The 17,475-nt window shown below is 65.1% G+C and carries 17 protein-coding genes and 1 pseudogene; 10 read left to right on the forward strand and 8 right to left on the reverse strand.

The window, feature by feature from the left end; all coding sequences use genetic code 11:
- The first annotated feature begins 48 nt into the window (after positions 1-48).
- From QQK18_RS07900 to QQK18_RS07935, 8 genes are all read left to right on the forward strand, one after another.
- Positions 49-693: a nicotinate-nucleotide adenylyltransferase gene (locus tag QQK18_RS07900; RefSeq protein WP_284339761.1), complete on the forward strand. Its 645-nt coding sequence runs from the start codon at positions 49-51 to the stop codon at positions 691-693.
- Between the two features lie 252 nt (positions 694-945).
- Entirely contained in the window at positions 946-1,272 is a 327-nt protein-coding gene (gene rsfS / locus QQK18_RS07905) for a ribosome silencing factor (protein ID WP_284340000.1), read from the forward strand.
- Positions 1,273-1,283: 11 nt separating this feature from the next.
- Positions 1,284-1,766 carry a 23S rRNA (pseudouridine(1915)-N(3))-methyltransferase RlmH gene (gene rlmH / locus QQK18_RS07910; RefSeq protein WP_284339762.1) on the forward strand — a complete coding sequence of 161 codons (483 nt, stop codon included), beginning with the start codon at positions 1,284-1,286 and terminating at the stop codon, positions 1,764-1,766.
- A gap of 135 nt (positions 1,767-1,901) precedes the next feature.
- The gene (locus QQK18_RS07915; protein ID WP_284339763.1) at positions 1,902-3,269 is read left to right on the forward strand and encodes a murein hydrolase activator EnvC family protein; all 1,368 of its coding nucleotides are present in this window, start codon (positions 1,902-1,904) and stop codon (positions 3,267-3,269) included.
- 17 nt (positions 3,270-3,286) lie between these two features.
- Positions 3,287-4,648, forward strand: a complete 1,362-nt coding sequence (locus QQK18_RS07920; RefSeq protein ID WP_284339764.1) for a S41 family peptidase — start codon at positions 3,287-3,289, stop codon at positions 4,646-4,648.
- A 91-nt stretch (positions 4,649-4,739) separates the two neighbouring features.
- Entirely contained in the window at positions 4,740-5,891 is a 1,152-nt protein-coding gene (locus tag QQK18_RS07925; protein WP_284339765.1) for a divergent polysaccharide deacetylase family protein, read from the forward strand.
- A 12-nt stretch (positions 5,892-5,903) separates the two neighbouring features.
- On the forward strand, positions 5,904-6,443 hold the full coding sequence (locus tag QQK18_RS07930; protein ID WP_284339766.1) for an RNA pyrophosphohydrolase: 540 nt from the start codon (positions 5,904-5,906) through the stop codon (positions 6,441-6,443).
- Positions 6,436-7,149, forward strand: a complete 714-nt coding sequence (locus QQK18_RS07935) for an aspartate/glutamate racemase family protein (RefSeq protein WP_284339767.1) — start codon at positions 6,436-6,438, stop codon at positions 7,147-7,149. Before QQK18_RS07930 ends, QQK18_RS07935 begins: the two co-directional genes overlap by 8 nt.
- A 96-nt stretch (positions 7,150-7,245) precedes the next feature.
- Here the strand turns inward: QQK18_RS07935 and QQK18_RS07940 are convergent, their stop codons facing one another.
- The 8 genes and pseudogenes from QQK18_RS07940 to QQK18_RS07975 all read right to left on the reverse strand — a co-directional run bounded on the left by QQK18_RS07940 (position 7,246) and on the right by QQK18_RS07975 (position 15,231).
- Positions 7,246-7,671 (reverse strand): F0F1 ATP synthase subunit epsilon, encoded by a 426-nt coding sequence (locus tag QQK18_RS07940; RefSeq protein WP_284339768.1) that lies wholly within the window; start codon positions 7,669-7,671, stop codon positions 7,246-7,248.
- 100 nt (positions 7,672-7,771) lie between these two features.
- Positions 7,772-9,208 (reverse strand): F0F1 ATP synthase subunit beta, encoded by a 1,437-nt coding sequence (gene atpD, locus QQK18_RS07945; RefSeq protein ID WP_284339769.1) that lies wholly within the window; start codon positions 9,206-9,208, stop codon positions 7,772-7,774.
- A gap of 22 nt (positions 9,209-9,230) precedes the next feature.
- The gene (locus tag QQK18_RS07950; RefSeq protein ID WP_284339770.1) at positions 9,231-10,115 is read right to left on the reverse strand and encodes a F0F1 ATP synthase subunit gamma; all 885 of its coding nucleotides are present in this window, start codon (positions 10,113-10,115) and stop codon (positions 9,231-9,233) included.
- Positions 10,116-10,151: 36 nt separating this feature from the next.
- A complete protein-coding gene (atpA, locus tag QQK18_RS07955) occupies positions 10,152-11,687 on the reverse strand; it encodes a F0F1 ATP synthase subunit alpha (RefSeq protein ID WP_284339771.1) in 1,536 nt (511 codons plus the stop codon).
- The gene (locus QQK18_RS07960) at positions 11,687-12,229 is read right to left on the reverse strand and encodes a F0F1 ATP synthase subunit delta (RefSeq protein WP_284339773.1); all 543 of its coding nucleotides are present in this window, start codon (positions 12,227-12,229) and stop codon (positions 11,687-11,689) included. Before QQK18_RS07960 ends, atpA begins: the two co-directional genes overlap by 1 nt.
- 234 nt (positions 12,230-12,463) lie before the next feature.
- A complete protein-coding gene (locus QQK18_RS07965; RefSeq protein ID WP_284339774.1) occupies positions 12,464-12,697 on the reverse strand; it encodes a BrnA antitoxin family protein in 234 nt (77 codons plus the stop codon).
- Positions 12,698-12,722: 25 nt separating this feature from the next.
- Positions 12,723-12,980 (reverse strand): annotated as a pseudogene (locus QQK18_RS07970) (BrnT family toxin); the annotation flags it as partial.
- 82 nt (positions 12,981-13,062) lie between these two features.
- Positions 13,063-15,231, reverse strand: a complete 2,169-nt coding sequence (locus tag QQK18_RS07975) for a primosomal protein N' (protein ID WP_284339775.1) — start codon at positions 15,229-15,231, stop codon at positions 13,063-13,065.
- A gap of 103 nt (positions 15,232-15,334) precedes the next feature.
- Between QQK18_RS07975 and QQK18_RS07980 the strand changes: the two genes are divergently transcribed.
- Together QQK18_RS07980 and QQK18_RS07985 are read left to right on the forward strand one after the other, a co-directional pair.
- Entirely contained in the window at positions 15,335-16,264 is a 930-nt protein-coding gene (locus QQK18_RS07980) for a tyrosine recombinase XerC (protein WP_284339776.1), read from the forward strand.
- 251 nt (positions 16,265-16,515) lie between these two features.
- A complete protein-coding gene (locus tag QQK18_RS07985; protein WP_284339777.1) occupies positions 16,516-17,463 on the forward strand; it encodes a DMT family transporter in 948 nt (315 codons plus the stop codon).
- The last annotated feature ends 12 nt before the right edge of the window (positions 17,464-17,475 follow it).

A 17,475-nucleotide genomic window follows, 5' to 3' on the forward strand; every position in this document is an offset into this window, starting at 1 on the left:
TGAGTCCATCAAATCGCCTCGCGCTCTGACCGGCGCGAGTAACCGCCTTTGACGCAACGCATCAGTCCCCGGCACATCCCCGGCATCACCGAACTGCCGCCCTCGGCGCGCGGCATGCGCATCGGCCTTTTCGGCGGCAGCTTCAATCCGGTCCATGAAGGCCACAAGCTCGTCGCCGAGCAGGCGCTGCGCCGACTCGCCCTCGACGCCGTCTGGGTGCTCGTCACCCCCGGCAATCCTCTGAAGGACAAAACCGACCTCGCTCCGCTCGCCGAACGGGTCGAAGGCGCCCGTGCGTTGATGGGAGGACCTTCGATCCGCGTCACCGGCTTCGAGGCGGCAAAGGGTTTTGGCTATTCCTATGAGATCATAAGATACCTGAAACAGAGCCTCGCCGACCGCAAGTTCGTCTGGATCATGGGTGCCGACAACATGGTCGGCTTCCATCGCTGGGAGCGCTGGCGCGACATCGCGAGGCTTTTGCCGATGGCCATTTATGTCCGCCCCGGGTCCTCGCGCCTTGCCCCGTCGTCGAAGGCCGCCACAACACTGGCGCGCTACCGGGTCGACGAGACGGACGCGCCCACGCTCGCCGACCGCGTGCCGCCCGCCTGGGTCTATCTCCACGGGCTGGTCTCGCCCCTTTCCTCGACGGCGATACGCGCCCACGCCAAGGCAAACGGGACGAAATAATACCGCCATCTTGCACCGCTAAGCTCCAAGGCGCATATTGACGTGGTGTGATAGTGATCACCAAACGGGAATGACCGCTTGTTCTTGGAACGAAAGCTCAGGTCCATTCACTTTACTCGAGAGGATGCTCTTAGAACGCATGACCCATGCTAGTAATGCGTGGGCGGGAAGCTATTGCTGATGGCGACCCAGCCCCACAAGGCCTCGGCAGAGGCGCTCAAGGCCAATCCGGCCGCAACTCCCCAACGCGCGATGATCGACGTGGTGCTCGACAGCCTTGACGATGCCAAGGCGGAGAACACGGTCGCCATCGACATCACCGGCAAGTCGTCGCTGTCGGACCACATGGTGGTGACGTCCGGTCGTTCGCACCGGCATGTTGGCGCCGTCGCCGATCAGTTGATGAAAGCACTCAAGGACGGAGGCTACGGCAACGCGCGCGTAGAGGGATTGCCCCATTGCGACTGGGTGCTGGTGGATGGCGGCGACGTCATCGTCCACATCTTCCGCCCGGAAGTGCGTGAATTCTACAACATCGAGAAGATGTGGCAGGCCGAGTTCTCGGATAACCCGAACTAGCCGGTCCCTCGATGCGCATTGCGATCGCCGCCATCGGCCGCATGAAGGCGGGGCCGGAACGTGAGCTTGTTGCGCGCTATCTGGAGCGGGCGGCAGCGACCGGTAAGCCCCTGGCACTGACCGGATTCGATGTCGCCGAGTTCGCCGAGTCGCGCGCCGCCACGCCCGATGCACGTAAGGCCGACGAGGGCCGGGTGCTGGCCGAGCATACCCGCGAGGGCATACGCGTCGCGCTCGACGAACGCGGCAAGTCCATGGGATCGGCGGCCTTTGCCAACCGTATTGCGCATTGGCGCGACGATGGACGCCCGGTCATCACCTTCATCATCGGCGGCGCCGACGGGCTGGATCCCACCTATGTGGTCGGTGCCGACCTCGTCCTCAGCTTTTCCCCGCTCACCTGGCCCCACCAGCTCGTGCGCATCATGCTGGCCGAGCAGCTCTACCGCACCACCACCATCCTTTCCGGCCATCCCTACCACCGGGGAGACTGATGCCATGGTTAAGCAATGTTAACTTCCGATTGTGAGCGCGATTGCTAATGTCCCCGGCAATGATTCGCGGCAAGACGAGGAGCTGAGGCGGCGGCGGTGGCGGTTGGGCTCGATTTGCGATGGCGGTGTTGGGCGGTGGGCCTCGTCCTGGCGCTGGCTTTCGGCTGGCCGGTGATCGCTCAGACCGAGCCGCAGGACCAAACCAGCGGTCAAATGTCGCCTCCGGTCGAGCAAGGCGCGCAGGCCACAGGCAACGGAGCCCCTGCCCAGGAAACTTCCGCCGGTACGGCCGATCCGACCGCCGACCCGGACCCTGAACCTGCGACTGCCGAAGAAGCTCAGGCCACCCTTGAAGAGATCGAGCGCTCGATCACCCTGTCGCGTGAGCGGGCCGACGAGCTGCGTCAGGAAATCGCCGATATGGAGGGCGACCGCACCCGCCAGAACGCAGCGCTCATTGCTGCCGCCCAGCGGGTCAAGCTCGCCGAGATCGAGATCGACGATATCGAGGTGCGGCTCGACGAGCTCATCGTCTCCGAACTCGAGGTGCGCGGACGCCTCGATGGCGCCGACACCGAGATCGCCAACGTGCTCGCCGCCCTTGCCCGTATCTCGCGCAGCCCGCCGCCCGCTCTCATCGTCGATCCTTCCGATGCCCTGGGCTCGGCCCGCGGTGCCCTGCTGATCTCGGCCCTCCTGCCGCAGCTGCAGGACAAGGCCATGGCCATTACCGCCGACCTCACCCGCCTCACCGAGATCAAGGCCAAGGCGCAGGAGGAGGAACAATTGCTGCGGGCCAACTTCGCGGTGCTCGAGGAGGAGCAGCTGCGCATCGCCACCCTCATCCTCGCCCGCAAGCGGGGCGTCGAGATCAGGAACGAGCAACTGGCTGAGGAAGAGCGCGAGGCGCTCGCCCTCGCCGAGCGGGCAACCTCGCTCAAGGATTTGATCGAGAGCCTCAGCGCACGCGCCAATGCCGCCGGCACCCCCGCAGAGGACGTTCCGGCCATGAGCGAGGAGGCCATTCGCGTCGCCCTCGCCAACGCCGCACGCACCGAGCCGGCAGTGCCGTTCGCCCAGGCCCGGGGCTGGCTTGCACGCCCGGCCAACGGGGTGACCGTCGTCGACTATGGCGCCAATGATGGCTTCGGAGGCATCGCCCAAGGCGTTTCGATCACCACCCGCGCCGAGGCGCAGGTGGTGGCGCCCGCTGACGGCTGGGTGCTCTATAAGGGCCCATACCTCAATTACGGCCAAATCGTCATTCTCAATACAGGCCAGAATTACACGGCTCTTCTCGCCGGTCTGGAAACGGTCACCGTCGATATCGGGCAGTTCGTACTGATGGGGGAACCCGTCGGCACCATGGGATCACGTACAATTGGCCGCACGGTTACCACCAGCGCTGGCAACTCCCAGCCGACCCTCTATATTGAGCTGCGACGCGACAACGAGCCGATCGATCCCACCGGCTGGTGGGCGAACGAAGCCCAAACGACCTGAAAGTGGATGAACATTTGATGCGCTCAACGATCCTACGCTCGGCCGCCCTGACCCTGGCGCTGCTGCTGCCGGCGCTCTCCCCCGCCCCGATAGCCCAAGAACAGGAGCAGACGCAGGAAGAGGCTGCGGTCGATGCCGCCGAGGCCGTCGCGCGTGATCCGCTGGAAATCTACTCCGATCTCAACCTCTTCGGCGAGATCTTCGACCGCATCCGCGCCGAGTATGTCGATGCGCCCGACGAGAAAGAGCTCATCCGCGCCGCCATCCAGGGCATGCTGACGTCGCTCGACCCACATTCGGGCTATCTGCCGCCGGCCGCATATGACGAGGTGCGCGAGGATACCTCCGGCACCTTTGGCGGGCTCGGCATCGAGGTCACCATGGAGGAGGGCATCGTCAAGGTGGTCACCCCCATGGACGAGACTCCTGCCGCCCGCGCCGGCGTCCTGGCCAATGACCTGATCGTCGAGATTGACGGTCAATCCATTCAGGGCCTGTCGCTGGACGAGGCGGTCGACAAGATGCGCGGTCCCGTCGGCACGGACATCATCATCACCGTGGTGCGCGAAGGCGTTGACCAGCCGCTCGAGTTCGAGATGACCCGCGATATCATCGCGCTGCGCGCCGTGCGCTGGTCGATGGAAGGCGATGTGGCGGTTCTGCGCCTCGCGCGCTTCTCCGAACAGGCGTTCGTCGGCATTCAGAATGCCATCGGGGATATCTACGAGGAGCGCGACGGCATTGCGCCCAAAGGCCTGGTCCTCGACCTGCGCAATAATCCTGGCGGGCTTGTCGACCAGTCGGTGTTCGTTGCCGACGCGTTCCTCAAGCAGGGTTCGGTCGTCCTCACCCGGGGCCGCACGCCTGAGGAAAGCGCCCGTTACGATGCCAAGCCCGATGCGCTCGATGAAAAGATCGCCGAGGTGCCGATCGTCGTCCTGATCAACGGCGGTTCGGCCTCCGCCGCCGAGATCGTCGCCGGCGCCCTGCAGGACCACAAGCGCGCAACGCTCGTCGGCACCCGCTCGTTCGGCAAGGGATCGGTGCAGTCGATCATCTCGCTTGGCCCCAACGGTGCCATGCGGCTGACCACGGCGCGCTACTACACGCCCAACAACCGTTCCATCCAGGCCGCCGGCATCCAGCCCGACATCATCGTGACCCAGGTGGTCCCCGAAGAGTTCCAGGGCCGCGACGAGATCATTGGCGAAGCCGGCCTTGCCGGACACATTGCTGGCGAGGTCGAAGAGGAGCCGACGGTGGGCTCGTCGGTTTACGTGCCGATCGAAAAGGCCGAGGACACCCAGCTTCAGTACGCCATCCGGCTGCTCAACGGTGAGGAGGTCAACCCCGCCTTCCCGCCGACGCCCGAGAGCTGATCCGCCGAGCCGAGGGATATGCTATTGAAAGCGGGCCGAAGGGGCGGATGATTCGTCCCTTCGGTCACCCTCTTCAACCAGCCGAAGGTCCATGGCCGACGACCTCAGCGCCCCCTTGCAGAGCCGCACGCGCCGCCGCCGCGAGGCGCAGGTCCGGCGCGCCTCCGGCGGGCTACCTTTGGCTCGCCTCGGCGCCGCGCTCATCGTTGTGATCCTCGCCGTCACTGGCGGCTGGCTTATTGTCTTCGACGATCCTGGTGGCGGGCGCCCGGTAGCCGAAGCGCCGATTGGCACCCCCCACGATGGCAACAGCGTTGCCGGCCAAGTCGCCGCCGCCCCGGGCCGGGCAACCATTACGCCCGACCCCCAGCAATATCCGGTCGCTCCGGGCGCGGCGGCAACGGCGACGACACCTGCTTCGGGCAGCGTGATCGAACCCGGCATCGACAATCCCTTCGGCATCGATCCCGACCTCGTCGAAGAGAGCGAGCACGGGCCCCTCCCACGCAGCTCCGCCGCCGGCAACACGCCGTTTGCCGCTTACAAGCGCCCGCTGGATGCACCGCTCGCTGCCGGCCGGCCGGCAGTTGCCGTAGTCGTCGTCGGTCTCGGCATCAACGAGGCCGGGTCGGTCGAAGCCATAGATCGGCTGCCGGACGCGGTGAGCCTCGCCTTTGCGCCCTATGGCCGCGCGCTCGAAGATGTCGCCGCCACCGCCCGCCGCGCCGGGCATGAAATCTTCCTCGAAATCCCGCTCGAGCCGTTCGACTACCCCGACAACGATCCGGGTCCCCAGACGCTGCTGACGGGCGCCGAGCCGCGCGCCAACCTCGACAAGCTCTTCTGGCTGCTGTCGCGCTTCGGTGGCTATGCCGGGGTCGTCAACAACATGGGCGCCCGCTTCACCGCCTCGGGCGTCGATTTTGCTCCGGTCATGGAAGAGCTCGGCCTGCGCGGGCTCGGCTATCTCGACGACGGTTCGTCCAACCGTTCTCTTTCTGCTCAGCTCGCCGCCGCCAACAAGGTGCCGTTTTCGCGTGCCGACATGACGCTCGACGCCAATCCCGACAGTGCCGCGATCCTCTCGGCGCTCGCAGATCTTGAGGCTCGCGCCAGGCAGTCCGGCGGCGCCATCGGCGTCATCAGCGCCCTGCCCGTCTCGATTCGCACGGTTTCCGAGTGGGCGCAGACGCTCGAGGCCAAAAACATAACGCTGGTGCCGGCCAGCGCGTTGATGAAGTAGGATTTCAACACCATGCGTGACGCTGCGGCCCTCAGACTTGAGCTTCCCTATCGCGACTGCATCGGGGTGGCGGTGTTCAACAGCGACGGCAAGGTGTTCATCGGTCGGCGCAAGCCCGATGACGACCCCGAGGATTCCTCGGAAATGGGCTCGCCCTGGCAGATGCCGCAGGGTGGGATCGATGCCGGTGAGACGCCCTATAACGCAGCGCTGCGCGAGCTCTACGAGGAAACCAGCATCGCCTCGGTCAGCCTCATTGCCGAAGCGCCCGAATGGATCCACTACGATCTGCCCGACGAGCTTTTGGGCATTGCCCTCAGGGGCAAGTATCGCGGCCAGCGACAGCGCTGGTTCGCCTTCGCCTTCACCGGCCCGGACAGCGAGATCGACGTCGATGCGCCCGGTGGCGGCAAGTACACTGCCGAGTTCGATGCCTGGCGCTGGGAACTGCTCCCCAAGACCCCGGACATCATCGTTCCATTCAAGCGCACCGCCTATGAGGCGGTCGTTGCCGCCTTCGCCGATATCCCGAGCCGCTTCACCCATGTCTGATAATCAGACGCCGATGCGGACCATCGGCCTCATCGGCGGCATGAGCTGGGAATCGAGCGCCCACTACTACCGCATCCTCAACGAGGAGGTGGCCCAGCGCCTTGGCGGACTGCACTCGGCCGACGTCATTCTCCACTCGCTCGACTTCGCCCCGATTGAGGCGATGCAGCGCGCCGATGACTGGCAGGCCGCCGGCGAGCGGCTGGCGGCCAGCGCTCGTGGCCTCATTGCCGCCGGGGCCGAGGTCATCGGCCTTGCCACCAACACCATGCATATCGTTGCCGACCGGTTGACCGACGCAATCGACGCCGAGTTCATTCACATCGCCGAGCCGACCGCCGACGCGCTCCTCGCCGACGGCTTCACACGCGTCGCCCTGCTCGGAACGCGCTTTACCCTCGAAAAGCCGTTCTACCGCGAGCGGCTCGCAGGCCGCGGGCTCGAAGTCCTGGTGCCGGAAGTGGATGTCACCAATCTCAACGGCATCATCTACGAAGAGCTGTGCCGAGGGATCGTCACCGAGGGCTCCCGCCAGCGCTATGTCACGGCGATAGAGCTCCTGGCAGCGCGCGGCGCCCAGGCGGTAATCCTCGGCTGCACGGAGATCAACATGCTGATCGACGACCCCGTAAGCCCGCTTCCGGTCTACGACACCACCGAACTGCATGCCAAAGCACTGGTCGAGGCGGCGCTAACGGGGCGGTAGCAGCAGCTACATGATCTGATTTACGGCAGCCGGAAAACCAAACGCCGCCCCGAGAGATGGAGCGGCGTCAAAAGCTATGGCATTCGCCGTCGCGTATCAGTGAACGTGGGCGCCGTTGATCTGCCCGGCTTCGATGGCGAGGTTAAGGAGCGCGCTGACCAGCTCCTGGGCATAGGTGCGATCCTCGTGGGTCTCGGCCCGCTCCAGTTCCTCCTGGGCCGCCTTGATCTGCTCCTCGAGCTCGGCCTGGCTGAAATCTGCCAGCGAAGAGGCCTCCTCGGCAAGGATGGTCAGGCCCTCGGGCGAGACATCAGCAAAGCCGCCGCGCACGAAGAAGATGTCCGCCTTGCCGTCTTCGCGCGAGACGGTGACGAATCCCGGCCGCATCGTCGACATGAACGGGGCGTGGTCGCTCATGACGGTGAAATAACCCTCGGTGCCCGGCACAGTGACCGCCCGGACGACTTCGGAGAGCACCAGGTGCTCGGGCGACACGATCTCGATCTTGATGCCTTCGGCCATGTTGCTTAGCGAATAGCGAATAGCGAATAGCGAATGGACGTCCGCAGGCGCTGTTCTCTCTATCCCTATTCGCTACTCCCTATTCGCTTTTCGATTCTTCTCACGCCGCCTGCGCTGCCAGACGCTGGGCCTTCTTGACCGCGTCCTCGATGGTGCCGACCATGTAGAAGGCCGCCTCCGGCAGGTGGTCGTACTCGCCGCCGACCAAGCCCTTGAACCCCTTGATGGTGTCCTCGAGCTGCACGAAAATACCCGGAGTGCCGGTGAAGACCTCGGCCACGTCGAACGGCTGGCTCATGAAGCGCTCGATCTTGCGGGCGCGGGCCACGGTCAGCTTGTCCTCTTCGGAAAGCTCATCCATGCCCAGGATCGCGATGATGTCCTGCAGCGACTTATAGCGCTGAAGGATCTGCTGCACGGCGCGCGCCACCTCGTAGTGCTCCTGGCCCACCACCTGCGGGTCGAGGATGCGCGAGGTCGAGCCCAACGGGTCCACCGCCGGATAGATGCCTTTTTCCGAGATCGCGCGGTCGAGCACGGTCGTAGCGTCGAGGTGGGCGAAGGTCGAAGCCGGCGCCGGGTCGGTGATGTCGTCGGCCGGCACATAGACGGCCTGCACCGAGGTGATCGAACCCTTGGTCGTGGTGGTGATGCGCTCCTGCAGGGCGCCCATGTCGGTGCCCAGCGTCGGCTGGTAGCCCACCGCCGAGGGAATGCGCCCCAGAAGAGCCGACATTTCCGCACCGGCCTGGGTGAAGCGGAAGATGTTGTCGATGAAGAACAGCACGTCCTGGCCCTGGTCGCGGAAGTATTCGGCAACGGTAAGGCCGGAGAGCGCCACACGCGCGCGCGCACCCGGCGGCTCGTTCATCTGGCCGTAAACGAGGGCGCACTTGGAGCCGGCAGCGGTGCCTTCCTTGTGCGGGTCCTTGTTCACGCCTGATTCGATCATCTCGTGATAGAGGTCGTTGCCCTCGCGGGTGCGCTCGCCGACGCCGGCGAACACTGAATAGCCGCCATGGGCCTTGGCGATGTTGTTGATGAGCTCCTGGATGAGCACGGTCTTGCCCACCCCGGCGCCGCCGAAGAGGCCGATCTTGCCGCCGCGCGCATAGGGAGCGATGAGGTCGACGACCTTGATGCCGGTAACCAGGACTTCCGATTCCGGGCTCTGCTCGGTGAATTCGGGGGCCTGCTGGTGGATGCCGCGCGTGGACTCGGCGCCGATCGGGCCGGCTTCGTCGATCGGCTCGCCGATGACGTTCATGATACGCCCGAGCGTGGCATCGCCGACGGGTACCGTGATGGCCTCGCCGGTGTCGAACACCTCGCCGCCGCGGGCGAGACCTTCGGTCGAGTCCATGGCGATAGTGCGCACGGTGTTGTCACCCAGGTGCTGGGCGACTTCGAGAACCAGGCGGTTGCCCTGGTTGTCGGTTTCGAGCGCGTTCAGGATCGCCGGCAGGTGTTCATCGAACGTCACGTCGACGACGGCGCCCATGACCTGCGCGATACGCCCGGCTTTCTTGTCTGCCATGGTCAAATCCTCGCTTGGCTAGCTAGAGCGCCTCGGCGCCCGAGATGATTTCGATAAGTTCTTTGGTGATCTGCGCCTGGCGCTGGCGGTTATAGGAAAGCTGCAGCTTTCCGATAAGCTCGCCCGCATTGCGCGTCGCGTTGTCCATGGCCGTCATCTGCGCCCCGTAGAACGAAGCATTGTTCTCGAGCAGGGCGCGGAACACCTGCACCGCGATGTTGCGCGGCAGGAGGTCTGCCAGAATGGCCTCTTCGCTCGGCTCGTATTCGTAGTCGAGGGTTTCGACCGGCGTCTTCTCGCCCTCGCCGGCCTCGATCCTGGCCGGAATCAACTGCAGCGCCGTCGGCACCTGGCTGATGACCGAAGCGAACCGCGAAAAAAAGAGCGTCGCCACGTCGAACTCGCCCGCCTCGAACCTTTCGAGGATCTTGGTGGCGATGTCGTGGGCGTTGGAGAACCCGATCTGCCGCACTTCGCGCAGGGTGATATAGTCGATGATCCTGTCGCCGAAGGTACGCTTCAAGACGTCGTTGCCCTTGCGCCCGACCGTCATGATCTTGACCGTCTTGCCCTGGGCGATCAGCCGATTGGCATGCTCGCGCGCCAGGCGCACGATCGAGGAGTTGAACCCGCCGGCAAGCCCGCGCTCGCCGGTCGCGACCACCAGAAGGTGCACGTCGTCCTTGCCGGTACCGGCAAGGAGCGTCGGCGCCCCCTCCCGGCCTTCATAGACCGAGGAGAGACCTGCCAGCACCTGCTCCATCCGCTCGGCATAGGGGCGGGCGGCCGTTGCCGCGTCCTGCGCACGGCGGAGCTTCGCGGCGGCCACCATCTGCATGGCCTTGGTGATCTTCTGGGTCGATTTGACCGAGCCGATCCGGTTCTTTAGGTCCTTCAGCGACGGCATGAGCCCATCGTCCCCTTTTAGAAGCGCGTTTGGGCCTTAAGCCGCGAAGGTCTTCTTGATGGCGTCAAGCGCGTCCTTGACCTTGGCACGCAGGTCATCCGAAAGCGCCTTTTCCCTGGCAATGGCCTCGAGGATGTCGGCGTGCTTGGACCGGAAGGTCGACAGCACCGTCTGCTCGAACTCGCCGACCTTGGCGACCGGCAGACTGTCGAGATAGCCGTTGATGCCGGCAAAGATGACGACCACCTGCTCTTCGCTCTTCAAGGGCGAGAACTGCGGTTGCTTGAGAAGCTCGGTCAGGCGGGCGCCGCGGTTGAGGAGCCGCTGCGTTGCGGCATCGAGGTCCGAACCGAACTGGGCAAAGGCCGCCATCTCGCGATACTGGGAAAGCTCGCCCTTGATCGAGCCGGCGACCTGCTTCATCGCCTTGATCTGGGCGGACGAACCCACGCGCGACACCGAAAGACCCACGTTCACCGCCGGGCGGATGCCCTGGAAGAAGAGGTTGGTCTCGAGGAAGATCTGTCCATCGGTGATCGAGATCACATTGGTCGGGATATAGGCCGACACGTCGTTGGCCTGGGTCTCGATGATGGGCAGTGCCGTCAGAGAGCCATTGCCGTGATCGTCGTTGAGCTTGGCAGCGCGTTCGAGGAGCCGCGAGTGCAGGTAGAAGACGTCGCCCGGATAGGCCTCGCGCCCCGGCGGACGGCGCAGCAGTAGCGACATCTGACGGTAGGCGACGGCCTGCTTGGTCAGGTCGTCATAGGCGATCACGGCATGCATGCCGTTGTCGCGGAAATACTCGCCGATCGCGCAGCCGGTGAAGGGTGCGATGTATTGGAGCGGTGCCGGGTCCGAGGCGGTCGCGGCGACCACCACCGAATATTCGAGCGCACCGGCGTCCTCGAGCGTCTTGACGAACTGGGCAACGGTCGAGCGTTTTTGGCCGACGGCGACGTAGATGCAGTAGAGCTTGTCCGTCTCGGACGCGCCCGCCGCATGCGCCGGCTTCTGGTTGAGGAAGGTGTCGAGAACGATGGCGGTCTTGCCGGTCTGACGGTCGCCGATGACGAGCTCGCGCTGGCCGCGCCCGATCGGGATCATGGCATCGATCGCCTTGAGGCCCGTCGACATCGGCTCGTGCACGGACTTGCGTGGCAGGATGCCGGGCGCCTTGACGTCGACGCGCCGGCGCTCGGTGAATTCGATCGGGCCCTTGCCGTCGATCGGGTTGCCGAGGCCATCGACCACGCGCCCGAGGAGACCTTTGCCGACCGGCGTATCGACGATGGCGCCGGTGCGCTTGACGGTGTCGCCTTCCTTGATCGCCCGGTCGTCGCCGAAGATCACGATGCCGACATTGTCCTCTTCGAGGTTGAGCGCCATGCCCTTGATGCCGCCCGGGAGCTCCACGAGCTCACCGGCCTGGCAGTTGTCGAGGCCATAGACACGAGCGATGCCGTCGCCGACCGAGAGCACCTGACCGACTTCGGAAACCTGGGCTTCCTGGCCGAAATTCTTGATCTGGTCCTTGAGGATCGCAGAGATTTCCGCGGCTTTGATGTCCATTATCCGACCTCTTTCATGGCGATCTTCATCGCTGCGAGTTTTGTCTTGAGGGAAGAATCGATCAACTGGCTGCCGACCTTGACCTGCAGGCCGCCGATGAGCGAGGGATCGACGTGTTGGTTGAGCGTGACGGCTTTGCCGACCTTGGCGGAAAGCGTCTCGGAAAGAGACTTGGCCTGGGCGTCGGTCAGGGGCGCGGCCGACGTGACCTCGGCGGTCACCTCACCACGCGCCGCAGCCGCGAGCGCCTTGAAGGCATCGATGATCTGGGAAAGCGCAAACAGCCGCCCGTTGCGGGCAACGAGCTTCAGGAGATTGGACACCAGCGGATTGGTCTGCGTCTTGGCAAGGATGGCATTCACCGCCTCGGCCTTGTCCTCGGCATTGATGGCCGGCGACTTGAGGAAGCGGGCGAAGTCCTCGCTCTCGCGGACCAGGCGCCCAACGTCGCTGAGGGCGGTCTCGACCGAAGCCAGCTGGTTTTCGTCCTTAGCGACATCGAAAAGCGCCGACGCGTATGGCCGCGCGATTCCAACAAGCACTGAATTTTGCGCTGCCAATGCCGCATCACCCTCTTGCTAGCCTGCCACTGCCCTTCCGGAACGGACTGCGGCGGTTGCCGATGTTTTTTGGTCTTCTTGTTTGGAGGAAGGCCACCCACGGACCCCCAGAAGTCGGGCTCGCTCTATCACAAGCGGAACGCGGCTTGCAAGGCTCCGGGACGCGATTCGCTCACGGCGAAAATGTCGCAGCCGGCAGTGCGCCGCCGGGACTGGTCAGGCGCGCTTGCGCTTGGCTTTGAGGCTCTCGGCAAGAGCCGCGTTCATGCGTGTCTGCCAACCCGGCCCCTCGGCCTTGAATCCTTCGACCACCTCGCGGTCGAGCCTGAGACTCACTGAGACTTTCGGGTTGGCGGATTTGGGCCGGCCAACCGGCGGCAGGCCCCGTTCAGCCAGAATGTCGTTCAACGGCCGAAGCTTCTTGGCAAGCTCAGGCGTGAGTTCCGGCATTTCATCGTCGGGAACTCCATAGATTCTATTTTTGGCGTTTGAGTTGCTCATAAGTGAGATAGTCCCTTCTGCCGAACCGCCGAATGCTGATGATCCGATAAATCCCAGCGCGAATGGTGAAGACGATTACGTAGCCATCGCCGTCCCCGGCTTCGCCATACGCGACCAACCGCTCTTCGCCACAGGCTCGCCGGTCGTCGACCAGCACGCCCGCTCCGGTCCAATCGAACAGGTAGGCGACCTCGAAGCTCACCCCATGTTTGATCCTGTTCGACCGGTTCTTCGCCTCATCCCATTCGACTCCATCGAGCTCCCTCTATGTAGTCCCCATCCCGGCCGGAGTCAATTTTCGTATATACAAAAACTCAGAAGAAGCTCATCGGGTCGATGTCCACCTGCACCTTGAGGCTCCCCTTGGGGCGCTCGGCGCTGGCGAGCCAGAAGCGCACATAGCCCGAGAGGTCAAAGTCTTTGGGGCTCTGTGCCAACAGCCGCACCCGGTGCCGGCCGCGTACCATGGCGATGGGCGCATCGGCAGGTCCGAAGAGCTTGAGCTTGTCGGCCATCGGCGCAGTTGACAGCAGCCGTCGCGCATAGCCCATCGCCTCTTCGTGGTCGTTGGCCGAGACGATCAACGCCGCCAGCCGCCCGAATGGCGGAAGACCGCCGGCCTCGCGGGCCGCCAATTCATGAGCGTAGAACGCTTCCCGGTCGCCGGTGACCATGGCGCGCATCACCGGGTGGCCGGGGTGGTAGGTCTGCAGAAAGGCCTTGCCGTGCCGCACCGCGCGCCCGGCGCGGCCGGCGACCTGGGTCAGGATCTGGAAAGTCTTCTCGGCAGCCCGCGGATCGCCGTGGGCAAGACCGAGGTCGGCATCAAGCACGCCGACCAGCGTCAGCTTCTCGAAGTGGTGCCCCTTGGCGACGAGCTGTGTGCCGATGACGATATCATAGTCGCCCTGCTCGATCTCGGCGAAGCGTTGCTTGAGCTGCGCGTTCGAGCCCATGTCGGACGAAAGGATGACACGACGCGCCTCGGGGAAACGCTCGGCCGCCTCCTCGGCGATGCGCTCGATCCCGGGGCCGATCGGCACCAGCGACTCCGTGGCTCCGCACGCTCCGCACGCCGCCGGGATCTTCTGCTCATGCCCGCAATGGTGGCACATTAAAACGCCCCGGAACCGGTGCTCGACGAGCCAGGCCGAGCAGTCCGGGCATTGATACTGGTGCCCGCAGGCCCGGCAAAGGGTCAGCGGCGCATAGCCTCGCCGGTTGAGGAAGAGCAGTGCCTGCTCGCCGCGGTCGAGGGTGGCAAAGATCTCGCGCGCCAGGCGCGGCGCGATCCAGCGGCCCTTCTCGGGTCCCTCCTCGCGCATGTCGAGCGCGGTCACATCCGGCAGCGCCGCCTCGGCAAAGCGCGAGGCAAGAACGACATGCCTGTAGCGTCTCTGATTGGCGTTGTTGCGCGATTCGACCGAGGGCGTGGCCGATGACAGGATCACCCGTGCCTCGGTCAGGCGTGCCCGCACCACCGCCATGTCGCGCGCATGATAGTTGACGCCGTCCGACTGCTTGTACGCGCCGTCATGCTCCTCATCGAGAACGATCAGCCCGAGTTCCCGGAACGGCAGGAACAGCGCCGAGCGCGCCCCCACCACCGCCCGAACCTCGCCCTTCAGCACCCCCCTCCATACCCGCGCCCGCTGCGCGGGGGTCATGTCCGAATGCCATTCGGCCGGGCGCGCATCGAAGCGCTTGGTGAAGCGCTCGAGGAAGGTGTGGGTCAGTGCGATCTCGGGCAGCAGCACCAGCGCCTGTCGTCCGGCGCGCAGGGTGTCGGCGACGGCCTCGAAGAACACTTCCGTCTTGCCGCCACCGGTAACGCCATCGAGCAGCGCCACCCCGAAACGCCCGGCATCGAGTTGCCGGACCTCGTCGAGGGCAACCTGCTGCTCGGCGCTGAGCGTTGCGACGTTCGCATCCGGGTCGGGCGGCAGCACCGCGGGCGGAGGCGGCACCTCCAGCCGCTCGAGCGCTCCGACGCGCTCAAGCCCGTCGACGACCGAGGCCGAGACGCCGCTCGCTCCGATGATCGCCGCTCGCGCCCAGACCATGCCGTCGGCAACGACGTCGAGCACGCGCAGCCGTGCATCGGTCAACCGCTCGGGCTCATATTCGGTCTTGCGATAGGCGGTGACCGGCCGTTCGGGCTCCAGCGCTTCGGGACTGCGTACCACCCCGCGCATCACCATGCCGGGGGCGGCCAGCGTATAGCGGGCTACCCAGTCGACGAGCTTTAAGAGTTCGTCCGAAAGAGCCGGCACGTCGTAAACATGAGCGATGTCCCGCAGCCGGTTGTGCGCCACCGTGTCCTTGGGCTCACCCCAGACGACCCCGAGCGTGGCGCGCGGGCCGAGCGGCACGACGACGATCGCGCCGCGCTCAATCTGCATACCCTCGGGCACCCGGTAGGAGTACGGCCCCTCGACGGCGACCCCCACCATGACTGCTACGATGTCGCCGGGTCCGTACATTCGTGCTCGTTCTGTTCCCTTGCTCATAGATAGCCTTTGGCGCCGATTCGGCCAGCCCGGTCGGGTTAAACCTGACTTTACCGCTGTGCGGCATGGTGACCCCATGACCGATACCGCCTTTGCCACCGACGAGGCCGTCAAGGAGCGCATCGCACTCTGGATGCGCGAGCTCGTCGCCGTGCGGCGCCTTTCGCCCAACACCATCGAAGCCTATGACCGGGACCTGTCGCAGTTCATTGCGTTTCTCTCCGGCCATACCGGCGGAACGGTGTCGCTGGCAACGCTTGCCGACCTCAGCGCCGCCGACATCCGCGCCTTCATGGCTGCGCGGCGGGCCGAAAGCCTCGGCTCGCGCTCGCTGGCCCGGGTGCTTTCGGCCCTGAAGTCGTTCTTCAAGTTCCTCGAGCGCGAGGGCGTCCTGGCGAGCGAGGCGCTCAACACCATCAGGACCCCGAAGATCCCTAAATCCCTGCCCAAGGCGCTGACTATCGCCGAGGCGCGCCAGGCCATCGCCATGACAGAGGATTTGGAAGAGCGTCCGTGGATCGCGGCGCGCGACATGGCGGTGCTCGCGCTCTGCTATGGCGCGGGGCTGCGCATTTCCGAGGCCCTGGCAGTCACCCCCGCCGACCTCGAGGCAGCGGCGCTGCGCGTCATCGGCAAGGGCGGCAAAGTACGCATGGTGCCGCTGATCGCGCCCGTCCGGCAGGCGATCGACACCTACCGATCGCTCTCTCCGTTCCATCCTGCCCGGGACGAGCCGATCTTTCGGGGCATGCGCGGCGGACCGCTCTCACCGCGGCTCATCCAGCTTCGGGCCCAGCAGCTGCGGGGTGCCCTCGGCCTGCCGCCTTCGGCAACCCCGCACGCGCTCCGGCATTCCTTCGCAACGCACCTGCTCGGACGCGGCGGTGACCTCAGGGCGATCCAGGAGCTTCTCGGCCATGCCTCGCTCTCGACGACGCAGGTCTATACCGCCGTCGATACCGAGCGACTGCTCGAAAGCTACCGCAATGCGCATCCGCGGGGCTGACATGCGGGCCGATCGCCAGCGCTGACGCCGGCACCGCAATTGCGCCTTTACGCGGAACGCACCGCGATGTAGCAAGAGGCATCATGCGTGCGCACACCATCCTTATCGCCAACATTTGGCTCCTTGGCACCGACAGGTGCCGGGGCGGACGCTGATTTAGTCTTTCAAGCGATTTCGTTTCACCGGCCCGGCCGCCAGGCCCGGGTGTAAGACCGGTGACTGACGGACGGGCGCCCTAAAAGGTTCCTCTGATGTCCGCTCCGCCGCTTTCGCCTGCCGCCTCGACACGCTTCGACACCACGGGCTACGCCCTCGCCATCGGCGGTGCGATCCTCTTTTCGACCAAGGGCATCTTCATCAAGCTCGCCTATGCCCACGGTGTCGCCACCGAAACGCTCCTGGCGCTGCGCATGGCTGTGGCGCTGCCGGTCTATGCCGTGATCCTCATAGCGCTGCTCGTGCGCAAGCCCGGCATGCGAGCCAATCTGACGCTGCCCGTGCTCGCCGCAACCATGCTCATCGGTCTTCTGGGCTACTATGTCTCGAGCTACCTCGATTTCCTCGGCCTGCAATACGTCACGGCCCAGTACGAGCGGCTGGTGCTGTTCACCTATCCATTCTTCGTGCTTGTGCTCGGCGTTGCCTTCTTCGGGGATCGCATGGCCTGGAGCGTGGTGCCCGGCATGGTGATCTCCTATCTCGGCATCGCGCTCATCTTCGGCTGGAACCTCGTCACCGAGCCGGTAGGCCTCCTCACCGGCACGGCGCTGGTCATGGCCGCCGCCCTCACCTTCGCGCTCTACCAGCACCTGGCCAAGCGGCAGATGCTGACGCTCGGCAGCGGGCTCTTCACCTGCGTCGGCATGTCGACCGCCGCGCTGGCGGCCATCACCCAGGATGCCGTCGTCCATGGACCCGGCAACCTTGCCGGCCTCGATGGAGAAACCCTCGCCTATGGCCTCGCGCTCGGCATCCTCGGCACCGTGCTGCCCTCGTTCCTGATGAACGCGGGCATGGCTCGCGTCGGAGCCCGCGCCACTGCCTCGACGGCAGGCCTTGGCCCGGTGGTGACGGCGGTGATCGCGGTTCTGGTCCTCGGCGAAGCCTTCACCATTTTCCACGCGATCGGTACCGCCATGGTCATCGCCGGTATCACCCTCTTCAGCCGGGCCGAACGCCGGGTGAAAGCGTCAGCGTGAAATTCACCTGAC

The sequence above is a fragment of the Devosia nitrariae genome (genome assembly GCF_030160115.1).
Classification (GTDB): Bacteria; Pseudomonadota; Alphaproteobacteria; order Rhizobiales; family Devosiaceae; genus Devosia; species Devosia nitrariae.

Excerpts from the sequence above, each read along its gene's own strand:
- rsfS (WP_284340000.1), top strand. The coding sequence starts at position 946 with ATGATCGACGTGGTGCTCGACAGCCTTGACGATGCCAAGGCGGAGAAC.
- rlmH (WP_284339762.1), top strand. The coding sequence starts at position 1,284 with ATGCGCATTGCGATCGCCGCCATCGGCCGCATGAAGGCGGGGCCGGAA.
- QQK18_RS07920 (WP_284339764.1), top strand. The coding sequence starts at position 3,287 with ATGCGCTCAACGATCCTACGCTCGGCCGCCCTGACCCTGGCGCTGCTG.
- QQK18_RS07925 (WP_284339765.1), top strand. The coding sequence starts at position 4,740 with ATGGCCGACGACCTCAGCGCCCCCTTGCAGAGCCGCACGCGCCGCCGC.
- QQK18_RS07930 (WP_284339766.1), top strand. The coding sequence starts at position 5,904 with ATGCGTGACGCTGCGGCCCTCAGACTTGAGCTTCCCTATCGCGACTGC.
- QQK18_RS07935 (WP_284339767.1), top strand. The coding sequence starts at position 6,436 with ATGTCTGATAATCAGACGCCGATGCGGACCATCGGCCTCATCGGCGGC.
- QQK18_RS07940 (WP_284339768.1), bottom strand. The coding sequence starts at position 7,671 with ATGGCCGAAGGCATCAAGATCGAGATCGTGTCGCCCGAGCACCTGGTG.
- atpD (WP_284339769.1), bottom strand. The coding sequence starts at position 9,208 with ATGGCAGACAAGAAAGCCGGGCGTATCGCGCAGGTCATGGGCGCCGTC.
- QQK18_RS07950 (WP_284339770.1), bottom strand. The coding sequence starts at position 10,115 with ATGCCGTCGCTGAAGGACCTAAAGAACCGGATCGGCTCGGTCAAATCG.
- atpA (WP_284339771.1), bottom strand. The coding sequence starts at position 11,687 with ATGGACATCAAAGCCGCGGAAATCTCTGCGATCCTCAAGGACCAGATC.
- QQK18_RS07965 (WP_284339774.1), bottom strand. The coding sequence starts at position 12,697 with ATGCCGGAACTCACGCCTGAGCTTGCCAAGAAGCTTCGGCCGTTGAAC.
- QQK18_RS07975 (WP_284339775.1), bottom strand. The coding sequence starts at position 15,231 with ATGTACGGACCCGGCGACATCGTAGCAGTCATGGTGGGGGTCGCCGTC.
- QQK18_RS07980 (WP_284339776.1), top strand. The coding sequence starts at position 15,335 with ATGACCGATACCGCCTTTGCCACCGACGAGGCCGTCAAGGAGCGCATC.
- QQK18_RS07985 (WP_284339777.1), top strand. The coding sequence starts at position 16,516 with ATGTCCGCTCCGCCGCTTTCGCCTGCCGCCTCGACACGCTTCGACACC.